The organism is Blastomonas sp. AAP53, assembly GCF_000331245.1.
GTDB lineage: Bacteria > Pseudomonadota > Alphaproteobacteria > Sphingomonadales > Sphingomonadaceae > Blastomonas.
Genome location: NZ_ANFZ01000023.1, coordinates 15,778 through 34,247, shown reverse-complemented (window position 1 = coordinate 34,247; position 18,470 = coordinate 15,778). Strand labels below are relative to the sequence as shown.

At 64.6% G+C, this 18,470-nt stretch carries 22 protein-coding genes and 1 tRNA gene; 9 read left to right on the top strand and 14 right to left on the bottom strand.

Annotated elements, in window-relative coordinates; all coding sequences use genetic code 11:
* Window positions 1–8: 8 nt before the first annotated feature.
* Window positions 9–83, bottom strand: a tRNA-Thr gene (locus D618_RS0116740).
* A gap of 142 nt (window positions 84–225) precedes the next feature.
* On the opposite strand from D618_RS0116740, the gene D618_RS19930 reads away from it, so the two are divergent.
* Window positions 226–393 (top strand): hypothetical protein, encoded by a 168-nt coding sequence (locus D618_RS19930; RefSeq protein ID WP_017672690.1) that lies wholly within the window; start codon window positions 226–228, stop codon window positions 391–393.
* Here D618_RS19930 and D618_RS0116730 read toward each other — a convergent pair.
* Window positions 378–983, bottom strand: a complete 606-nt coding sequence (locus D618_RS0116730) for a DUF6445 family protein (RefSeq protein ID WP_026091797.1) — start codon at window positions 981–983, stop codon at window positions 378–380. The genes D618_RS19930 and D618_RS0116730 overlap by 16 nt on opposite strands.
* Before the next feature lie 101 nt (window positions 984–1,084).
* On the opposite strand from D618_RS0116730, the gene D618_RS18785 reads away from it, so the two are divergent.
* From D618_RS18785 to D618_RS0116705, 5 genes are all read left to right on the top strand, one after another.
* Window positions 1,085–2,284: an FAD-dependent monooxygenase gene (locus tag D618_RS18785; RefSeq protein WP_017672688.1), complete on the top strand. Its 1,200-nt coding sequence runs from the start codon at window positions 1,085–1,087 to the stop codon at window positions 2,282–2,284.
* Between the two features lie 60 nt (window positions 2,285–2,344).
* Complete coding sequence (gene aroQ / locus D618_RS0116720; RefSeq protein WP_017672687.1) at window positions 2,345–2,785, top strand: type II 3-dehydroquinate dehydratase; 441 nt, start codon at window positions 2,345–2,347, stop codon at window positions 2,783–2,785.
* Window positions 2,786–2,946: 161 nt separating this feature from the next.
* Window positions 2,947–3,408, top strand: coding sequence for an acetyl-CoA carboxylase biotin carboxyl carrier protein (gene accB / locus D618_RS0116715; protein WP_040371009.1), 462 nt, complete (start codon window positions 2,947–2,949; stop codon window positions 3,406–3,408).
* Window positions 3,409–3,415: 7 nt separating this feature from the next.
* The gene (accC, locus tag D618_RS0116710) at window positions 3,416–4,777 is read left to right on the top strand and encodes an acetyl-CoA carboxylase biotin carboxylase subunit (protein ID WP_017672685.1); all 1,362 of its coding nucleotides are present in this window, start codon (window positions 3,416–3,418) and stop codon (window positions 4,775–4,777) included.
* A 72-nt stretch (window positions 4,778–4,849) separates the two neighbouring features.
* Window positions 4,850–5,155, top strand: a complete 306-nt coding sequence (locus tag D618_RS0116705) for a hypothetical protein (RefSeq protein ID WP_017672684.1) — start codon at window positions 4,850–4,852, stop codon at window positions 5,153–5,155.
* Between the two features lie 3 nt (window positions 5,156–5,158).
* Here the strand turns inward: D618_RS0116705 and D618_RS0116700 are convergent, their stop codons facing one another.
* On the bottom strand, window positions 5,159–6,367 hold the full coding sequence (locus D618_RS0116700; protein WP_017672683.1) for a dipeptidase: 1,209 nt from the start codon (window positions 6,365–6,367) through the stop codon (window positions 5,159–5,161).
* A gap of 6 nt (window positions 6,368–6,373) precedes the next feature.
* The gene (locus D618_RS0116695; RefSeq protein WP_017672682.1) at window positions 6,374–7,039 is read right to left on the bottom strand and encodes an MOSC domain-containing protein; all 666 of its coding nucleotides are present in this window, start codon (window positions 7,037–7,039) and stop codon (window positions 6,374–6,376) included.
* A gap of 201 nt (window positions 7,040–7,240) precedes the next feature.
* Between D618_RS0116695 and D618_RS0116690 the strand changes: the two genes are divergently transcribed.
* The 3 genes from D618_RS0116690 (at window position 7,241) to D618_RS0116680 (ending at window position 9,920) form a co-directional block, all read left to right on the top strand.
* A complete protein-coding gene (locus tag D618_RS0116690; RefSeq protein ID WP_238550707.1) occupies window positions 7,241–8,317 on the top strand; it encodes an RcnB family protein in 1,077 nt (358 codons plus the stop codon).
* Between the two features lie 105 nt (window positions 8,318–8,422).
* On the top strand, window positions 8,423–9,103 hold the full coding sequence (locus D618_RS0116685) for a 2OG-Fe(II) oxygenase (protein ID WP_017672680.1): 681 nt from the start codon (window positions 8,423–8,425) through the stop codon (window positions 9,101–9,103).
* A gap of 298 nt (window positions 9,104–9,401) precedes the next feature.
* Complete coding sequence (locus tag D618_RS0116680) at window positions 9,402–9,920, top strand: cytochrome c family protein (protein ID WP_051041414.1); 519 nt, start codon at window positions 9,402–9,404, stop codon at window positions 9,918–9,920.
* A gap of 150 nt (window positions 9,921–10,070) precedes the next feature.
* On the opposite strand, the gene hemA is transcribed toward D618_RS0116680, so the two are convergent.
* The 10 genes from hemA to bchL are packed head-to-tail and all read right to left on the bottom strand — an operon-like array spanning window position 10,071 to window position 18,460.
* On the bottom strand, window positions 10,071–11,291 hold the full coding sequence (gene hemA, locus D618_RS0116675; protein ID WP_017672678.1) for a 5-aminolevulinate synthase: 1,221 nt from the start codon (window positions 11,289–11,291) through the stop codon (window positions 10,071–10,073).
* Between the two features lie 16 nt (window positions 11,292–11,307).
* A complete protein-coding gene (puhE, locus tag D618_RS0116670; RefSeq protein WP_017672677.1) occupies window positions 11,308–12,096 on the bottom strand; it encodes a putative photosynthetic complex assembly protein PuhE in 789 nt (262 codons plus the stop codon).
* Window positions 12,096–13,178, bottom strand: a complete 1,083-nt coding sequence (acsF, locus tag D618_RS0116665) for a magnesium-protoporphyrin IX monomethyl ester (oxidative) cyclase (protein WP_017672676.1) — start codon at window positions 13,176–13,178, stop codon at window positions 12,096–12,098. The genes puhE and acsF overlap by 1 nt, the downstream gene beginning before the upstream one ends.
* Window positions 13,179–13,209: 31 nt before the next feature.
* Window positions 13,210–13,503: a hypothetical protein gene (locus D618_RS0116660; protein ID WP_017672675.1), complete on the bottom strand. Its 294-nt coding sequence runs from the start codon at window positions 13,501–13,503 to the stop codon at window positions 13,210–13,212.
* An 11-nt stretch (window positions 13,504–13,514) separates the two neighbouring features.
* The gene (gene puhC, locus D618_RS0116655; protein ID WP_017672674.1) at window positions 13,515–14,018 is read right to left on the bottom strand and encodes a photosynthetic complex assembly protein PuhC; all 504 of its coding nucleotides are present in this window, start codon (window positions 14,016–14,018) and stop codon (window positions 13,515–13,517) included.
* Window positions 14,015–14,644 carry a photosynthetic complex putative assembly protein PuhB gene (gene puhB / locus D618_RS18780; RefSeq protein ID WP_017672673.1) on the bottom strand — a complete coding sequence of 210 codons (630 nt, stop codon included), beginning with the start codon at window positions 14,642–14,644 and terminating at the stop codon, window positions 14,015–14,017. The genes puhC and puhB overlap by 4 nt, the downstream gene beginning before the upstream one ends.
* A complete protein-coding gene (gene puhA / locus D618_RS0116645; protein ID WP_017672672.1) occupies window positions 14,641–15,414 on the bottom strand; it encodes a photosynthetic reaction center subunit H in 774 nt (257 codons plus the stop codon). The genes puhB and puhA overlap by 4 nt, the downstream gene beginning before the upstream one ends.
* 27 nt (window positions 15,415–15,441) lie before the next feature.
* Window positions 15,442–16,875: a PucC family protein gene (locus D618_RS0116640; RefSeq protein WP_017672671.1), complete on the bottom strand. Its 1,434-nt coding sequence runs from the start codon at window positions 16,873–16,875 to the stop codon at window positions 15,442–15,444.
* Complete coding sequence (bchM, locus tag D618_RS0116635; RefSeq protein ID WP_017672670.1) at window positions 16,872–17,567, bottom strand: magnesium protoporphyrin IX methyltransferase; 696 nt, start codon at window positions 17,565–17,567, stop codon at window positions 16,872–16,874. The genes D618_RS0116640 and bchM overlap by 4 nt, the downstream gene beginning before the upstream one ends.
* Complete coding sequence (gene bchL / locus D618_RS0116630) at window positions 17,567–18,460, bottom strand: ferredoxin:protochlorophyllide reductase (ATP-dependent) iron-sulfur ATP-binding protein (RefSeq protein WP_017672669.1); 894 nt, start codon at window positions 18,458–18,460, stop codon at window positions 17,567–17,569. The genes bchM and bchL overlap by 1 nt, the downstream gene beginning before the upstream one ends.
* Between the last annotated feature and the right edge of the window lie 10 nt (window positions 18,461–18,470).

Genomic DNA, 18,470 nt, shown 5'->3' with positions numbered 1-18,470 from the left:
AAGCGAAATGGTGCTGCTGGGGAGGATTGAACTCCCGACCTCAGCCTTACCAAGGATGCGCTCTACCACTGAGCTACAGCAGCACACCATTTCGCTGGCTTGCAAAATGCGGGGTCGCCGTGGCTGCCCGCTCGCAAGGCCTGCGCCTATGCGCAGGTGCCAATGGTTTGTCAACCCTCGCACAGCTTGCCAAATGCGCCTTTGCGGCGATATTCAGCGCCGACCATGTCGCAGCCCCCCAGCCCGTCCCGGCCCAGCGCCGCAGAAGACCGCAAGGCACGGCTTGCCGCCAATCTGCGCGCCAATCTCAAACGCCGCAAGGCGCAGGCGCGGGCGATGGGTGCCACCGAAGAACCGGCCGACGAATCGCAGGGCGATCAGCCCCTCGCGTAGAATTGCAGATGCACCAGACGGCCCGTGTCGGCATTCGCGCCGAATCCGTCGGCAGAATTGTGGAACAGCCAGGGGCTGAACAGAATCAGCCGGTTGAAGCGCATCGGCACCCGCATCACCCGCTCCCACCGCGCCGGCAGCAGCGTGTCTCGGTTGACGACATCCTCGACCAGAGCGTTGACGTCCGCATAGCCGCTTTGCGCCAGCGCCAGGGGATCGCTCGTCACCTTTTCGAGGCCCGTGCGCTTGTGGCGGAAGAAGTCCGTGCCGCCGCGCGCATCCTCGTTGCGGCTGAGGTAGAGGATGCCCGAATAGAAGCACGGATCGATGTGCACCCCGCTCACCCCGCGATCGCCCTTGAGCGTCAGGCGGCAATGGCCGTGCGTGGTCCCGGGCTGCGGCGCGACCGGCACGCCGATGATCCGCGATACCGACGCTTCCAGCCCGGATATCGCCAGCGGCGCGGACGACAGCGTGCCAGGATAATTGCCCTGGCGCGTCGAAGGATCATAGCCCGCAGCCAGCGCCGCAGCGCGGGCGGCATGCGGATCGGCCAGAAAATCGTCGAGGATGAGCAGCGAAGGCAACATGGCGCAGGCATAGCGGCGGATGCGCCTTTGCGAAAGACCGGGCAGTTGCATGGGCCGCAGGGCACGCTAGACAGGCTTATGCCCCGCCCCCGGACATTGTCATGCGCATCCTGATCGCCGGCGCCGGTATCGCGGGCCTCGCCGCCGCGCTGGCGCTCGCGCGCAAGGGCCATCAGGTTCAGATCATCGAACAGGCCGCAGCGCTCGAAGAGGTCGGCGCAGGGCTGCAGCTGGGCCCCAATGCCATGCGCGTGCTGGACGCCCTGGGCGTCGGTGATGCGGTCGCGTCGGCGGGCCAGACGCCGCCGACGATCACGATGCGCGACGGCCGCACCAGTCGCGAGATCCTGAAAATTCCGCTGGGCGATTCCGCGCGCAACCGATGGCGCGCAGCCTATGTGACGCTCCACCGCGCCGATCTGGTCGCGATCCTGGCGGATGCGCTCGAGCAGGCGCAGCCCGGCAGCCTGCGCACCGGGGTGGCGCTGACCGTCATCGAGAACCGGCCCGATGGGGTGACGGTCACAACCCAAACGGGCGAAACGCTCTCCGCCGATCTGCTGCTGGGGGCAGACGGCATTCGCTCGGTTGTCCGCCAGCACCTGTTCGGCGACGATGCAGCGAGGTTTACCGGCCACGTCGCCTGGCGCGCTTTGGTGCGGATCGACAAGGCCGATCCTGCCGCGCCGCCTGCAGGCGTGGGGGCGTGGATCGGCCCGCGCCGTCATGCGGTGACCTATCGCATCCGGCCCGATCTGGTGAACCTGGTCGCAGTGACCGAGCAAGCCGACTGGCGCGAGGAGGGCTGGAACCTGCCCGGCGACATCGACCGGCTGCGCGCCGAATTTGCAGGCTGGGGCGCGATCACCCGATTGCTCGACCGGGTCGAAGCGCCGCTGCGCTGGGGCTTGCACGATCGCAAGCCGATGCGCGCCTGGCACCGGAATCGCGCGGTGCTGATCGGGGATGCCTGTCATCCGATGCTGCCCTTTCTGGCGCAGGGCGCCGCGATGGGGATCGAGGATGGCTATGCCCTGGCCGTGCTGCTGCCTTCCGACGGCGCCGATATCGCGCCGGCGCTCACCCGCTTCTTCGCGCTGCGCCAGCCGCGCACCGCGCGGGTGCAGGCCACGGCGCGATCGAACGGAGTGGATTTCCACGAAGGCAACCCGCTCGCCAATCTGGCCATGCGCCTGCCGCTGGGCCGCGCCGCTGCTGCCCGGCCCGATGCGGTTCTGGCGCGCTGGGACTGGCTTTATGGCGGCGGGCCGATTGCGCCGGTCAGCGGCAAACTTGCCTAGCGCGGCGCTTTACCGCATAAGCGCTCGGCGTCGGCATATGGCCGGCAAACGGGATGAAGCATGTCCGATCAACCGACCATTTTCGTTCTCAATGGCCCCAATCTTAACCTGCTGGGCCTGCGCGAGCCCGAGATTTACGGTTCCGACACGCTCGACGACATCGCCGACCGGCTCGATGACCGCGCGCAGGAACTGGGCTTGGCTATCGACATGCGCCAATCGAACCACGAAGGCCATCTGATCGACTGGCTGCACGAGGCGCAGGCCACCGGCGCACACGCCGTGCTGCTCAACGCCGGGGCCTATACCCATACGTCGGTGGCGCTGCATGACGCGATCCGGTCGATCACCACGCCGGTGATCGAGGTGCACCTCTCCAACCCGCACGCGCGCGAGGAATTCCGGCACCTCTCGTGGGTGGGCCTTGCGGCCAAGGGCACGATTTGTGGCTTCGGCGCAGCATCTTATCTATTGGCGCTGGAGGCAGCAGCGCTGCTATGAGGTCCGGACACCTGACGATCGCGGTGCATCCGCGAACGCAGGACCGGGATTGAATTTACACGGGGAAGCCGCCAAAGACCGGCCCCCAAAATGACAGCAAGGGCGCAGGACACATGGCATCAACAAGCAGCAAAAGCGGCAATGCAAAACAGGGAGGCGGCATGAACATCGACAGCAAACTGGTGCGTGAACTGGCAGAACTGCTGGGCGAAACGGGTTTGAGCGAAATCGAGGTCGAAGACGGCGATCGCAAGATCCGCGTCGCGCGCACGATCAGCGCCGCTCCGGTCGCGCAAGTTGCCGTGGCCGCCGCGCCCGCGCCGGTGGCCGCCGCTCCGGCCGCTGCAGCACCCGCCGCAGCGTCTGCTGAGCCTGCCGGTCCCTCGATGGCCAATGCCGTCAAGTCGCCGATGGTCGGCACGACCTATCTCGCACCCGAGCCGGGCGCAGCGCCCTTCGTCAGCGTGGGCGCCAACGTCAAGATCGGCGATGCGCTGCTGATCATCGAGGCCATGAAGGTGATGAACCCGATCACCGCCGAACGCGCCGGCAAGGTCACCGCGATTCTGGTGGAAGACGGGCAGCCGGTCGAGTTCGACCAGCCGCTGGTCATCATCGAGTAAGCAGCTCATGGCCATCAAGAAAATCCTGATCGCCAATCGCGGCGAAATCGCGCTGCGCATCCATCGTGCGGCGCATGAGATGGGCATCAAGACGGTGGCGGTGCACTCCACCGCCGATGCCGACGCGATGCACGTGCGGCTGGCGGACGAGGCGATCTGCATCGGCCCGCCGCCTGCAGGCCAGAGTTATCTCAACATCGCCAACATCATTTCGGCAGCGGAAATCAGCCAGGCGGACGCGATCCACCCGGGATACGGCTTCCTGTCGGAAAACGCCAAGTTCGCCGAGATCGTCGAGGCGCACAAGATCATCTGGATCGGCCCCAAGCCCGAGCACATCCGCACGATGGGCGACAAGGTGGAGGCCAAGAAGACCGCAGGCGCGCTAGGCATGCCTCTGGTCCCCGGCTCCGACGGCGCGATCAAGGACATTTCCGAGGCCAAGATCATCGCGGCCTCGATCGGCTATCCGGTGCTGATCAAGGCGGCATCGGGCGGCGGCGGACGCGGCATGAAGGTCGTGCCCTCCGAAGACCAGCTCGAAACGCTGATGCAGCAGGCGGGCAGCGAGGCCAAGTCGGCGTTCGGCGACGACACCGTCTATATGGAAAAATATCTCGGCAACCCCCGGCATATCGAATTCCAGGTGTTCGGCGATGGCAAGGGCAACGCGATCCATCTGGGTGAACGTGACTGTTCGCTGCAGCGCCGCCACCAGAAGGTGCTCGAGGAAGCCCCCTCGCCCGTCATCACCGCAGAAGAGCGCGAGCGCATGGGCGGCGTCGTCACCAAGGCGATGGCCGACATGGGCTATCGCGGTGCGGGCACCATCGAGTTCCTGTGGGAAAACGGCGAATTCTACTTCATCGAGATGAACACCCGGCTGCAGGTCGAGCATCCGGTGACCGAGGCGATCACCGGGGTTGATCTGGTGCGCGAGCAGATCCGCATCGCCGAAGGGCATCCGCTGTCGGTCAAGCAGGACGAGATCGAGTTTCGCGGTCACGCCATCGAATGCCGGATCAACGCCGAAGACCCGCGCACCTTTGCGCCCTCGCCGGGCCTTGTCAGCCATTACCACCCGCCCGGCGGCATGCACGTGCGCGTCGATAGCGGGCTGTATGCCGGCTATCGCATCCCGCCCTATTACGACAGCATGATCGCCAAGGTCATCGTCTATGGTCGCACCCGCCAGGGCTGCATCATGCGGCTGAAGCGCGCGCTGGAAGAGTTCGTCGTGCAAGGGGTGAAGACCACCATCCCGCTGCATCAGGAGCTGCTCAACCAGCCCGACTTCCTCTCGGGCGACTATACCATCAAATGGCTGGAGCAATGGCTGGCCGAGCTGGAAGCCGAGGAAAAGGCCTGACAGGCAAATGACTTATGCTGCACCGCACAATTTTTCGTTGAAACGCGGTGCGGCATTGGTCATATTGGTCCGATGGACATCAACAAGACCGTGCTTGAGGCGATTGCGCTGCGCAAATGCCTGGAAGCGACCTACAACCGCACCCGCATCCGGTTTGCGCCGCACATTCTCTACACACGACACGACCAATTGTATCTGGATGCCGTGACGCTGGAGCGTGACGGCAAGCCGCCGCGTGAGTTGAAGGTGGGCGCGTTCAAGCTCGACGGGCTCAACGATCTTGCGCTCACCGATCGCCTGTTCGACCCCCAGCCCGTGTTCAACCCGGCAGAAGACCGCTACCAGGGCACGACCCTGTTCGCGGTGGAAATGGCCTGAGCATCAGCCAGCAGGCGCTCCGCTCTGCTGTGCCGCCACGCGTTCCACCTGCGCCATGACGCGCAGCACGTTGCCGCTCCAGATCTTCTCGACATCCGCCGGCGATAGTCCGCGCGCCAGCAGCGCCTGGGTGATTTTCGGAATGTCGCTGATCTGGTTGAGGCCGATCACGCCGCCGCCGCCATCCCAGTCCGCACCGATGCCGACATGGTCGACGCCGAGCAGATCGATGCAATGGAACACCGCCTGCATGTAGCGGTCGAAATCGGTGCCCGATCGCGGTTCGGCAGCATTGGCCTGTGCCCATTGCTTCATCAGCTGGGTACGCTCGCCCTGCGGCAGGCTGTCGATGACTTCCATCTTTGGACGCAGCGCATCCACCGAAGGGCGCGGCCTGTCGGGTGAGAGAAACAGGCTGTTGACCTGGATCACCCCGCCCTTGGCCGCCAGCGCCTCCAGACGGGCATCGTCGAGGTTGCGCGGATGATCGTGCAAGGCCTTGGGGCCGGAGTGCGACAGGATGATCGGCGCGGCGGAAAGTTCCAGCATCTGGTCGAAGCTGCTGTCGGCCGCATGGCTGGCGTCGATGATAATGCCCAGCCGGTTGGCCTCTTTCACCCAGGCCTTGCCAAGGTCGCTCAGGCCGCCGTGCACCGCCTCGCCATTGGTCGAATCGGCCAGCTGGTTGGTGCCATTGTGCACCGGCCCTGCCATGCGCAGCCCAAGCTGATAAAACGCCTCCAGATTGGCGATGTCGTTGCCCAATGGATAGCTGTTTTCCATCGAGATATAGACGATCCGCCTGCCACCTGCCACAATCTGTGCGGCATCGGCGGCGCTGGTCGCCAGCGCAAAGCTCTGCGGATTGGCGGCGACGAAATCGTGGATCTGATGCAGCCTTTTCAGCGCATGCGCGAGCGCAGCGGCTTGGCCGCGCGCGTCGTTGGGCCCCTGATCGGTGTAGATCACCCAGAAGCCGCCATCCAGCCCGCCTTCGATCATGCGTGGCAGATCGACCTGGGTGGTATCGTGCAGCACATCGTGCCGATCGGTGATTGTCCAGCCCGGCTGGTCGAAATTGGCCGGGCTATCCAGATGCGTATCGAGCGTCAGGATGCTTTCGTGCACCTGCGCTGCATCTGACAGGCCTTGAGCTGCAAGCGGACTGGACAGGCAGGCCAGCGCCAGCGCCGATAGTGTTCGCAATGTCATATCCCTTCAATCGGCCAGAGCCGCAGCGCGCTTGCGCCAGTCGGCGGCCAGCTGCGGCAGGTCCACCAGTGCACGCACAGCTTCAGGTTCTGCCTTGTATTGCCCGCCGATCAACAGCCGGAACACGCGGTCGACCGTCCAAGCGGAAGGCCCCGGCTCCACCAGCCGCATGACATCGCCGGCCTGCACCAGGCCAGGCTCCAGAACCCGGTAGTAAAATCCGCAGCGTCCGGTGCGCACGATCTCTGCCATGACCGATTGCTTGCCCGATACGCCAAAGCGGTGATCGATCTTCCAGCATGGCTGGCGCCCCTTGGTCAGCTCGACCAAAGCCTCGCCCAGCCGGAAGCGATCGCCGATGCGCATGTCGCTCTCCACCAGTCCGCGCGTCGAGATGTTCTCGCCGAACGCACCGGGCTTCTGCAGCAGCTTGTGCGAATCCAGCCGCTGCTGCCAATAGGGATAATGATCGATCGGGTAATGGTGGATCGCCATGTCGGGCCCGCCATGATGGACGGGATCAGCAACCTGATCGCCCTCGAAGCCCAGTTCGCCCAGCATCACCGGGCCGGTGACGGGCTGGCGCGCAATGGCGCTCATCGTGCCGTCTTCACGAAAAGGGCGGGGCTTGCCGGTGAGCAGCGCCAGAATGCGGACCGCTTGCGAACTCATGCGCTGTCAGCCTAACGCGCCCGACTAGATCGCGCAATCCAATTCCATCCCGAATTAACGGGGTTTTACAAAGCTGAATGGCGAGTCAACCGATCGGTTAAGCTGCGGGTCAGGCGAGGCCCGCTAAACCATGCCATCTGAACTGTCCTGTGCCGCGTGGTTGCCGACACGATTGCCCAGGCCATTATCGAAAGGTCGATCATGGTCACCCCACAAACCTCGCTTGCGCATCCCTCCTCCGTCACGATCGAATATACCCGTCCGCTGGGCCACCGGCTGCGCGGAAAGTTTCACCGGCTTCCGCTGCTGCTCGCGTCAATTGCGGTGGCCAGCCTGTTGCTTCCTCTCGCCACAGCCGATGCTGCGGTGCTGAATGCACCGGCAGAGCAACCTGCGGCGGCCATGGCCTCCGGCCTCGAACCAGCAGCGCAGCAGCGCGAAGGGCGCCGAGGCGGCGGCGAGTTTCGCGGCAACCGGGGCGGTGGGGGAGGCCGCGAGGCCCGGGGTGGCGGCGGCCGCGAATTCCGGGCGCAGCCTCGCAGCAATATCGGCAGCGCGCGCATCGATACCCCGCGCGAGTTCCGGCAGGAGCGGCGCGCAGATCGTCAGGATTTCAGGACCGAACGGCGCGGCGATGTTCGCGACTTCCGGCAGGAACGCCGGGGCGACCAGCGCGACTTCCGGCAGGAGCGGCGTGCCGACCGGCAGGACTTCCGCCAGGGCGAGGTCACCCGGCCTGAATTTCGCGCCGACCGACGCGACGACCGTCGCGATTTTCGTCAGGACCGACGGGGCGACACCCGCGACTTTCGCGCTGATCGCCGCGGCGACGTTCGCGATTTTCGGGCCGACCGGCGCGACGACCGCCGTGACTACCGCGACAACCGGCGCGGCTGGGACGGGCGCGGCTTCGCTAGCAGAGGCTGGGACGGCGGTCGGGATGGCCGCGCCTGGGATGGACGGGGCCGCGACTGGAACCGGGGCTGGCGCAACGACCGCAGGTATGACTGGGTCGGCTATCGCAACCAGAACCGCAACTTCTACCGCGTTGGCCGCTATTACCCCCCGGTGCGTGGCTGGAACTATCGCCGCCTGAACATCGGCTTCACCTTGGGCGCTCCGTTCTTTGCCAGCAGCTTCTGGATCAACGATCCCTGGGCCTATCGTCTGCCCCCCGCCTACGGCCAGTACCGCTGGGTGCGCTATTACGGCGATGTGCTGCTGGTCGATGTCTACACTGGCCAGGTGGTCGACGTGATCAACGACTTCTTCTGGTAAGCCAGGCTTGCTGGCGCTCGACCCGCCGAAGCATTCCGGCGGGTCGTGATGCCGTGGTGGCGCACGCTTGACAGGCCTTGCCCGCGCGGCGCAACCAGTGCGGCGATGATAACCGACTTTCTCCACCGCAAGCAGCTGGCGCAGATCGGCCGCGAGGTCGGCGCGCGGCTGGATGCGCACCCGCATGTCCAGCGCATCAGCTTTGACGACGTTCAGGTGCCGATGCAGGTCTATTGCTACCAGGACTTCATGTCGCGGGCCGAATGCAGCGAACTGATCGGGGCGATCGATGCCGATGCCATCCCGTCGGAGCTGTACAACAACGGCCGGGACGACGAGAGCGATTTTCGCACCAGCTACAGTTGCAACCTCGACCGCTGGGACCCCGATGTGCTGCGCATCGACGACCGTATCTGCGCGCTGACCGGGATCGATCCACGGCGCGGAGAAACGCTGCAGGGCCAGCGCTATGCGGTGGGGCAGCAGTTCAAGCCGCATCACGATTTCTTCCATACCGACCAGCCATATTGGCCCAAGGAGCGCAAGTCTGGTGGTCAGCGCAGCTGGACGGCGATGGTGTTCCTCAACGAACCGGGCGGCGGGGGCGAAACCGAATTTCCGCAGCTTTCGTTCAAGATGATGCCGCGCACCGGAATGCTGCTGATCTGGAACAACATGCTGCCCGATGGGCGGCCCAATCTCCACCTGCTGCACAGCGGCAATCCGGTGACCAGGGGCACCAAATACATCATCACCAAATGGTTCAGACGCGGGTTCTGGATGTAGGCGCACCTGTCATGCAAGGGCAGGATATCGCAAGTTGCAGCAGCTTGCGGGAATACGCCGTGGACCGGCGCTCTGGACGAATCACGGGTGCAGCCTTGGCGGACCAGCGCGGCAAGCCTGACCGGGGGACGACGCGTTTGCGATCATTGGAGACGAATTTTCATGCCCACTGCCGATTTGCGTGAACAAAATTCTTCATCTGGCGTTCATCCATAGCCTTGCCCACTTTTCATTGGGCCCAGTGCGTCTATATTGGCCTATGCTTTAAGGCGGTTGTCGCCGAGCAAAAGGAGAGTTCATGTCCAGATTGAATGCACTGCGCTACACCGGCGTGTTTGCCGGTCTCGCGCTGCTGGCCGCCTGCTCGGGTGGCAGCGAAACCCCTGCGGCCGAAGACGCAGCCGCTCCGGCTGCTGATGCCACCGCCGAAACGCCTGCCGCTACCCCGGCTGCTGCCGAAGCGCCTGCACCCGACAACACCGATACCCTGGACGGCAAGAAATTTGCTGACATGACCGGCAATGCTGCTGAAGGCGAGAAGGTCTTCATCCAGTGCAAGACCTGCCACGTCAAGGAAGCCGGCCAGAACCGCGTCGGTCCCTCGCTCGCCGGCATCGTCGGCCGTGCAGCCGGCACCGTCGAAGGCTTCAACTACTCGCCCGCCAACAAGAACAGCGGCATCACCTGGTCGCCGGAAAAGCTGTTCCAGTATCTGGAAAAGCCCGCCCGCGTCGTGCCCGGCACCAAGATGGTGTTCGCCGGACTTCCCGATGCGCAGAAGCGCGCGGACGTCATCGCCTATCTGCAGCAGCCCTGATCGCTTCGATCCGGACCTGAGCCGAAACAGAAAGGCCGTCCCTTGCGGGGCGGCCTTTTTGCATGTCCGGCGGCCAGGCCAGCCAGATTGCATCCCGAACCCGCCGTCCCCGCCGCCGCAGCAGGGGGACGGCCCAGATCGGGCAACGTGTCAGGCAGCGATCGCGCGCCGCGCCAGCTCGCACTGCGACCAGATGTCGCTCAGCGCGTGGATCAGCTTGTCGATGTCGCCATCGCTGTGGACGGGCGACGGTGTGATGCGCAGCCGCTCGGTGCCCTTGGGCACGGTCGGATAGTTGATCGGCTGCACATAGATGCCGTGGTTCTCCAGCAGCCAGTCGCTGATCCGCTTGCACTTGTGCGGATCGCCCACCATCACCGGGATGATGTGGCTGGGGTTGTCGAGATGGGTGATGCCCATCAGGTCGAGCCGGCGGCGAACCTTCTCGACCCGGTCCTGGTGGCGGGCGCGTTCCATCTGGCTGGTCTTGAGGTGACGCAGGCTGGCAGTAGCACCGGCGGCGAGCGCGGGCGGCAGCGCGGTGGTGAAGATGAAGCCGCTGGCAAAGCTGCGGACGAAATCGCACAGCGCGGCCGATGCAGCAATGTAACCGCCCATCACGCCGATCGCCTTGCCCAGCGTGCCTTCGATCACCGTGATCCGGTCCATCAGGCCTTCGCGCTCGGCAATGCCGCCGCCGCGCGGGCCATAGAGGCCGACAGCGTGCACTTCATCGATATAGCTCATCGCGCCGTGCTTTTCGCAGACGTCGAGAATTTCGGCGATCGGCGCAATGTCGCCGTCCATCGAATAGACGCTTTCGAACGCGACCAGCTTGGGACGGCCCGGCGCGATACCCGCCAGCAGGCGGTCGAGGTCTTCGGGGTCGTTGTGCTTGAACTTGAGGCATTCGGCGCGACTGTGGCGGATGCCCTCGATCATCGAGGCATGGTTGCCCGCATCGGAGAGCACCACGCAATTGGGCAGCTTGGCCGCCAAAGTGCCCAGCGCCGCCCAGTTGGAGACATAGCCCGAGGTGAACAGCAAGGCCGATTCCTTGCCGTGCAGGTCAGCGAGTTCCGCCTCGAGCAGCACATGGTGGTGGTTGGTGCCTGAGATGTTGCGCGTGCCGCCGGCGCCCGCGCCGCACTGGTCGAGCGTGTCGTGCATCGCCTTCAGCACATCGGGGTGCTGGCCCATGCCGAGATAGTCGTTCGAGCACCATACGGTGACCTCGTCGGTCCCCTCTTCGGTATAGCGCGTGGCGTGAGGAAAGCGGCCGCGATGGCGTTCCAGTTCCGCGAAGATGCGATAACGTCCCTCATCGCGGATCGTATCGATTTCGCTCTGGAAAAAGCCCTCATAATCCATAACCACTCTCCTTCATTTATCCTTGACGGCCACTGGGCAAGGCCCAGCGCCACAGCGCGCCGTCTCGGAACGGCAACGCCAAAAACACGTGCTCCAGCGCGCCGAGCGCTGCAAGCGTGAAAACCAGGGTCGCGCTGACCGCCGCAAAGCTGTCATCGGGTGCGGCGAGCGCACGTGCCCCCAGCCATAGCGACAGCGCGGCAAGCGCGACCAGGCTGAAAGCCAGCGCGCCATGCAGGCGGCGCGGGCCGAAATAGGTCTTCAGATATTCCAGATGCCCCGGCATGATCTCGTCGCTCATGTTGGGCACGCCGACGAACAGGTTGAGCTTGGCCGAGAGGCGCAGCGCGAACAGCAGGGTGAAGATCACGGCACCCGTGGGGTTGGCGCTGTCCCAGGTCAGCGATACCAGCATCATCATGACGCCTGCAATCGCGATCTCGTGGTAGATCAATGTCGCCGCCGCATCCGAAAACCGCCGCCAGCCGCGTGCCTTCGGGTCGCTGACCGTCCGGCGGGGGCCTGCAACGATACCGGTGAGGAACGTCAGTTCCAGCCAGCCCCAGATCACCAGCGCCGCGCCGAAGCTGACATAGGCGTCCGTCAACGTCGGCCCTGCGGCATCATGGCCATGGGCTGCGAACACGACCACGCACAGGCAGATGCCTGCGGCAAAGCCCGCCCATGAAATGCTGCGCGCAAACGTGTCCTTGCCGCGATTGGCAAGCCACGCGACCACGCCGGTGCTGCCGAACCAGGCAAACAGCACCACCAGGGCAGGCAGTATATGGCCGTGCAGGCTCATTACCAGGCCGGCTGCAGGCGGATGACGGACGGCAGCGCGTTGGGCTTGCCGGGCATGAAGTACATCCGCGCAAAGGCCGTGCCTGCGCCAATCATGCCGCCTGCCCGCTGGACCAGACCGCCCACGCCGCCGCGCGCCTTGCCCGCCGCGATTCGGTCTGATGCCAGACGCAGCTTTTCCATCTGCAAGCGCAGCGCCGGATTGTCGGTGTCGATCTCCACCGGGAAGACCTGGCGGCTGATGGCGGTGCAGATGTCGAACACCTTGTAGTCATACTCGGTCGTGTCGACGCCAAGGGCGGCATGGAACACGGGCCGATTGTGGTCGCGCACATACATGGTGGCATAGACCGACAGGATGAAGAACTTGATCCAGTAGCGGTTCATGCCCTTGAGCAGCTTGGGGTCGGCGTGCAGCAGCATGGCGAAGGCCTCGCCATGGCGGAACTCGTCGTTGCACCACTGTTCGAACCAGTTGAAGATCGGGTGAAACCGGTTTTCCGGATGCCGCGCCAGGTGCCGGAAGATCGCGATATAGCGGGCATAGCCGATCTTCTCGGACAGATAGACCGCGTAGAAGATGAACTTCGGCTTGAAGAACGTGTACTTCTTGGTCTTGGTGAGGAAGCTGAGGTCGATGCCGATCCCGGCGTCCTTGAGCACTTCGTTGATGAAACCGGCATGGCGGCTTTCATCGCGCGCCAGCAGCTTGAACAGCTTCTTGACGTCGGGGTTCTTGGTGCGGCGGGCGATCTCGGCATACAGGATGCAGCCGGAAAACTCCGACGTCAGCGAGCTGACGAGGAAATCGATGAACTCGCGGCGCAGCGCCGGTTCGAGCGATTCGATGACGCCATCGAACGATTCGCTGCGGCGGAAATGCGCCCGGTTCGGGTCGCCCTCCATGTCGGCCATCAGCTGATCCCATTCGGCACGCACCCGGCTGACATCGATGCTGTCGAGCGCATCGAAATCGGTGGTGTAGAAGCGCGGAGACAGCACCGTCTCCTGCGTCGCCAGCTCCATGGTATCAGGAATATCAGCCTGGCTCGTCGCCGGTTTGATCTTTGCCTGCATGTTCATCGCACCACTCCCGTTGTCATCTGAACAGCGTTCACCACCGGCTGGTGGTGAAGCTTACTTCGTAGAGCTCCTTGAGCTCGCCCATCGCGGTCAGCTTGGTCCATGCCCGCAGCAATGGACCTGCCGGATGCACCGTGGCCATGCGCTGGATCAAAACGGACTCGCCAAATCCCACAATAATCGGGTCGCCATGCACCCGCACCTTGTCGCCCGGCTGGATCGCGACATCGCCGTCCAGCTCGACATGCGCATGGAAATGTGCCTCGCTCTGCTCCACCGCGATACGGCAGGGCGTGTCGAACGACGTTTCGCGAAGAAGTCCCATCCTCCGGCCCCTTACTTCAGCAGCGCTTGGAACGTGGCGCGATTGGTCGGACCGAATGCGCCAAGCTCGACAATGCGGTTGGTCGCGGTATCGGTCAGCGACAGCGAACCGTCGCTCCAGTGGTTGAGCTCATAGGGCGCAAGCATCGGAATCGCGCGCTTCTGCCGTTCGCGGCCCATTCCGCGCAGCACGCCACGGATGAAACCGCTGCCTTCGCCGTCATACACGTGCACCGTCGCGCCGCTGCTCGCATCGGTCACCACGACGGTGCCGCCTGCGCCATCGGCAAACTGCAGGATCCGGGTCGACAGCGCCGTCGCGGCCTGCGCGGAGCGCACTTCGCTGGCAGATGGCGAGGGCGAGATCCAGCCCAGCTGGGTGGCGCTGGTCAGCGCCAGGGTCACCAGCACAACGCCGCATGCCATGACCAGCGCGCCCTTGGGCACGGTGTTTTCATGGCTGTGTCCATGGCCGTTGTAGCTGTTGCTCGGCGCGCTGTGCGGTACGGTGTTCATGCGATTGCTCCCTGAAGCCCGGCGGGCATCGTGTCTGCCTGAGGCGCGACCTGTTCCTGCGCGCGGTCGACCGGCGCGATGGCCGCCACGGCACGCGCCAGCCGCTCACCCACGACAGCCGCATCGGGCAGCGCGCGGAGCATCGGTTCGGGATGGCTCAGCTTCCACGGGCGGGCATGCGGCCACAGCACCATGTATCCCAGGTTGTGCTTGCCGATCAGCTGCAAGGCGAGATCGCCTTCCACCGGACCCAGCGCCCGCAGGTTTGCGCCGCCGATCTTTCCAAGCGGCAGGTTGATGCACATGTTGAGTGCAACCCCGACGCGCATCACCACGCGGCGGCTGGTGAGCGTGTACACCGTGGTCCGTCCCACCAGCCAAGCATAGAGCATCAGCAATCCGATGCCCAAGGCGCCGGCGATCAGCGTGGCAATCACGCCGCTGGTGCTGCCGTTGTAGATCGCCAGCACGACAAGTCCGGCGAAATACAGGCCGACGATGCGGGTGAAGAACGCGCTTCGGGCCAGCAGACGCCAGTCGGGTGACCCCTGCCAGAGCAAAGTTTCGCCCTCCGGCAGCTCGCCGGGGAGACCCCGGACGGGTTCATCGTCATATTCCGTGATCATATCAGCGGCTCCTGCCGGGCAGCGTTGGCGTAAAGGTAGCCACCGCCGAAATATCCGGAGATCTTGTCTTCTTCGTAGCGGCTGATCTGTCCGGGCGTTTCGACCTGCGGGCATCCGCTGAACTGCGCAGCGTTGATCGCATCGACCACGATCTGACGGGCAGACTTGCGGATCTTGGCCATCGGCATCGGTGCGAGCGCATGCACGCCTTCTGCGGTGACGACCTCAAGATACCGCACCTGATGCTCCGAGCGATCGACCCAGATTTCCGCCACGGTGCCGGCGACGGCACCATCGGCGCCGATCACGGTCATGCCGCGCGGATCGGGATCGCCGCGTGCGATCGAGAAGCTGGGCTCCAGCGCCATCGGCACGATGCGGTTGTTGCCGAAGGCATCGATGTCCGGAAGACGGCTGCGCTCGGCATAAGCCGACGGGCCGATGCAATCTGCCAGCGGGTTGCCGGTGGGGATATAGGGATCGCCTGCACCCGGGCCGGCCTTGCGCGCGGCGATGTTGAACGGCTCCTTGCCGATCGTCGGCGTATACACCGTGCCGCGGCCGAAGGGCAGCTTGAACGACTTGGGGGCAGCATGCAGCAGCGGACCGCCCATGCCGAGCGAACGTCCGGTCAGCTCGTCTTCCAGCGGGAAGCCCTCTCGGCGATCCTCTCGCCTGAGATAATAGATCAGCCCGATGAAAAAGAGCACGAACGCCCAAAAAGCGATCGATGCGACATCGATGTTCCCCACGATATTGCCGTTAAACATGGCGCTTACCTCTCTTCTTCAAAACTCTCATGTCGGAAATTCGGTGAGGCCGAACCGCGTCTGCGGCGCGGCGGAATCAACGGGCTGGCCCCCGACAAGCGGGCCAAGCACAATCATGGTGACAAGCAGCAGGATGATTTCGATCAGATAGACGGTGCCATAGCCCGTCGCACGATAGGCCAGGGTGTGACCGATCTGGTCAGCGAGCGCGAGCGCGGACACACCGTCGCGGATCAATCCGCCAGACAGGATGGCAAGCCCGCTGGCGCTGGCCTGAACCGCGCCCCAGGCACCCAGCGCCAGGCCCGATCCCTTGTGCTGGCCGCTGCCGGCGATCGCCATGATCGCGCTCAGCGTGCCGACAGAGAACAGGCCCGAGCCGATGCCGATGGTCAGCGATCCGGCAAACACCAGCGCGCTGGTCTCCAGCGGCACGGCAAACAGCAGCATCGCGAACGCCAGCATGCCGATGACCGCGCCAAAGCCGGCCAGCCGCAGCGGATCGACCCCTGCGCCCAGGCGGCGCGCGGCATAGCCGAAGCTCAGCAGCATGCCGAACGCCCACAAGCCGGTGAGGATCGTGGTCGAGCCCACCGACATGCCCAGAATCTCGCCGCCGAAAGGTTCGAGCAGCACATCCTGCATGCTGAACGCCGCCGTGCCGCAGCCGATGGCAAACAGCAGCCGCGCGTTGCGCGCTTCTGCGGTGAATTCGCGCCAGACGACCGAGAATTTCGGCGTCGGCCGTTCAGGCCGGGTGGTCGAGGGGCGGCGCGCTTCCTGCTTCCACAGGGCAATGATGTTGAGCGCCATGGTGAACATCGCCGCGCCCTGGACGATCGCGACCAGCCGGGTGGCCGAGAAATCGGCGAGCAGCGATCCCATCACGAACGCTGCCATCATCATGCCGACCAGCAGCATCACGAACATGAGGGCAACGACGCGGGGGCGCGTGTCTTCGGGGGCCAGATCGGTGGCGAGCGCAAGGCCTGCGGTCTGCGTGGTGTGCATGCCAAGCCCGGTCAGCAGAAACGCAACCGCGCCCGCGATCAGGCCGACGGTGAACGTATCGCCGCGCGACAGCAGCAGCAGCGCGAAGGGCATGATCGCAAGGCCACCGAACTGCAGCAGCGATCCGAACCAGATATAAGGCACGCGCCGCCAGCCGAGCATCGACTTGTGGTTGTCCGACTTGTGACCGATCAGCGCGCGGAAGGGGGCTACCAGCAGCGGAATGGCGATCATCAGCGCGACCAGCCAGGCGGGCGTGCCGAGCTCGACGATCATCACGCGGTTGAGCGTACCGTTGAGCAGCACCGTCGCCACCCCTACCGTCACCTGGAACAGCGAAAGCCGCAACAGGCGGCCCATCGGCAGCTCTGCGCTCGCCGCATCGGCGAATGGCAGGAAGCTGCTTCCCAGGCCGGTAAAGAACCGGGTAGAGGCGCGCGACAGATTCATCCGCGCGACACCAGCATCGCGTGGCTGGTGTAGAAACCGCTGACAATCCGTTCGCTCGCGGCGATGCCATGGCTGGGGAGACGCTGGGCAAGCAGTCTCGACAGCTTCGCTTCGGCCACCGGCACGATCGCGGGTGCGCGATCTGACTTGGGAAAGAGTTTCCCGGTGGCATGCATCGCCGCGAGCAGAGGTGTACGCGGTGCGAAAGTGAAGGCGATCGACGGTGCACGCGCGCCCAGCGCAGTCAGCACATCGACGATATCGCCGGTTTCATAGTGGATCAGCGAGTCCATCGCGACGACATGGTCGAATTCGCCCAGCGCCGGATCGAGCATGTCGCCCACCCGCCAGTCGATATCGAGCCCCGAGGGCGCACGGTCGCGCGCGACATCGACAAGCCCTGCAGAAATGTCGATCGCGGTGACATGCGCGCCCAGCTGCGCGGCAGCCACGGCCAGGGCACCGGTGCCGCAACCGGCGTCGAGGATGCGCTTGCCCTGCAGATCATCGGGCAGCCAGTCGAGCAGCATCGCGCGCATCCGGTCGCGACCGGCGCGGACCGTGGCACGGATGCCGCTGACCTTGGCGTCCGAGGTCAGATCAACCCAGTTCTGCCGCGCGGTGCGGTCGAAATAGGTCTCCAACCGTCCGCGATAGGCGTCATAGGTGGAGCGGGGCGCGTGGCTTGCCATCATTCGAATCCCAGGAATTCGAAGATGTCGCGGTCCTTCATCGGCATTGCGTCGAGCGGATCGGTGCCCTTCCACAAGGTCGCGGCAAGCCGCATGTATTCGAGCTTCACAGCCTCGATCTCGGGCGTCGAATCCATTTCGAAGATGGTGCACTTCTTCAACCGGCTGCGACGGATCGCATCCAGATCGGGGAAATGCGCCAGCCGCTTGAGGCCGGTCGCTTCGTTGAACCGGTCGATCTCGTCGGTGGCGGCAGACCGGTTGGCGATCACGCCCGCCATGCGGACCTCGTAGTTCTTCGACTTTGCCTTGATGGCCGCGACGATGCGGTTCATCGCGAAGATGCTGTCGAAATCATTGGCTGCGACCACCACAGCGCGCTCGGCATGCTGCAGCGGGGCTGCAAAGCCGCCGCACACCACATCGCCCAGCACGTCGAAGATCACGACATCGGTTTCCTCGAGCAGATGGTGCTGCTTGAGCAGCTTGACCGTCTGGCCGACGACATAGCCGCCGCAGCCGGTGCCCGCGGGCGGGCCGCCGGCCTCGACGCACATCACGCCGTTGAAGCCCTGGAACATGTAATCTTCGGGCCGCAGCTCTTCATGGTGGAAATCCACCGTCTCGAGCACGTCGATCACCGTCGGCATCAGCTTCTTGGTCAGCGTGAAGGTGCTGTCGTGCTTGGGATCGCAGCCGATCTGCAGCACGCGCTTGCCCATCAGCGACAGCGCGGCGGACAGGTTGGAGGAGGTCGTCGACTTGCCGATGCCGCCCTTGCCGTAAACGGCAAACACCTTGGCGCCGGTGATCTCGTCGCGCGGGTCGAGCGCGACCTGGGTGCTGCCTTCGCCGAAGCTCGGTGGCGCGCTGCCGTGGTCCAAAAGGCTCATATCAAATCTC

Excerpts from the sequence above, each read along its gene's own strand:
- D618_RS0116685 (WP_017672680.1), top strand. The coding sequence starts at position 8,423 with ATGATAACCGACTTTCTCCACCGCAAGCAGCTGGCGCAGATCGGCCGC.
- D618_RS0116705 (WP_017672684.1), top strand. The coding sequence starts at position 4,850 with ATGGACATCAACAAGACCGTGCTTGAGGCGATTGCGCTGCGCAAATGC.
- accB (WP_040371009.1), top strand. The coding sequence starts at position 2,947 with ATGAACATCGACAGCAAACTGGTGCGTGAACTGGCAGAACTGCTGGGC.
- acsF (WP_017672676.1), bottom strand. The coding sequence starts at position 13,178 with ATGAACATGCAGGCAAAGATCAAACCGGCGACGAGCCAGGCTGATATT.
- D618_RS0116690 (WP_238550707.1), top strand. The coding sequence starts at position 7,241 with ATGGTCACCCCACAAACCTCGCTTGCGCATCCCTCCTCCGTCACGATC.
- bchM (WP_017672670.1), bottom strand. The coding sequence starts at position 17,567 with ATGGCAAGCCACGCGCCCCGCTCCACCTATGACGCCTATCGCGGACGG.
- accC (WP_017672685.1), top strand. The coding sequence starts at position 3,416 with ATGGCCATCAAGAAAATCCTGATCGCCAATCGCGGCGAAATCGCGCTG.
- puhC (WP_017672674.1), bottom strand. The coding sequence starts at position 14,018 with ATGAACACCGTACCGCACAGCGCGCCGAGCAACAGCTACAACGGCCAT.
- puhA (WP_017672672.1), bottom strand. The coding sequence starts at position 15,414 with ATGTTTAACGGCAATATCGTGGGGAACATCGATGTCGCATCGATCGCT.
- D618_RS18785 (WP_017672688.1), top strand. The coding sequence starts at position 1,085 with ATGCGCATCCTGATCGCCGGCGCCGGTATCGCGGGCCTCGCCGCCGCG.
- D618_RS0116700 (WP_017672683.1), bottom strand. The coding sequence starts at position 6,367 with ATGACATTGCGAACACTATCGGCGCTGGCGCTGGCCTGCCTGTCCAGT.
- D618_RS0116730 (WP_026091797.1), bottom strand. The coding sequence starts at position 983 with ATGTTGCCTTCGCTGCTCATCCTCGACGATTTTCTGGCCGATCCGCAT.
- D618_RS0116695 (WP_017672682.1), bottom strand. The coding sequence starts at position 7,039 with ATGAGTTCGCAAGCGGTCCGCATTCTGGCGCTGCTCACCGGCAAGCCC.
- D618_RS0116680 (WP_051041414.1), top strand. The coding sequence starts at position 9,402 with ATGTCCAGATTGAATGCACTGCGCTACACCGGCGTGTTTGCCGGTCTC.
- hemA (WP_017672678.1), bottom strand. The coding sequence starts at position 11,291 with ATGGATTATGAGGGCTTTTTCCAGAGCGAAATCGATACGATCCGCGAT.
- bchL (WP_017672669.1), bottom strand. The coding sequence starts at position 18,460 with ATGAGCCTTTTGGACCACGGCAGCGCGCCACCGAGCTTCGGCGAAGGC.
- D618_RS0116640 (WP_017672671.1), bottom strand. The coding sequence starts at position 16,875 with ATGAATCTGTCGCGCGCCTCTACCCGGTTCTTTACCGGCCTGGGAAGC.
- D618_RS19930 (WP_017672690.1), top strand. The coding sequence starts at position 226 with ATGTCGCAGCCCCCCAGCCCGTCCCGGCCCAGCGCCGCAGAAGACCGC.
- aroQ (WP_017672687.1), top strand. The coding sequence starts at position 2,345 with ATGTCCGATCAACCGACCATTTTCGTTCTCAATGGCCCCAATCTTAAC.
- puhE (WP_017672677.1), bottom strand. The coding sequence starts at position 12,096 with ATGAGCCTGCACGGCCATATACTGCCTGCCCTGGTGGTGCTGTTTGCC.
- D618_RS0116660 (WP_017672675.1), bottom strand. The coding sequence starts at position 13,503 with ATGGGACTTCTTCGCGAAACGTCGTTCGACACGCCCTGCCGTATCGCG.
- puhB (WP_017672673.1), bottom strand. The coding sequence starts at position 14,644 with ATGATCACGGAATATGACGATGAACCCGTCCGGGGTCTCCCCGGCGAG.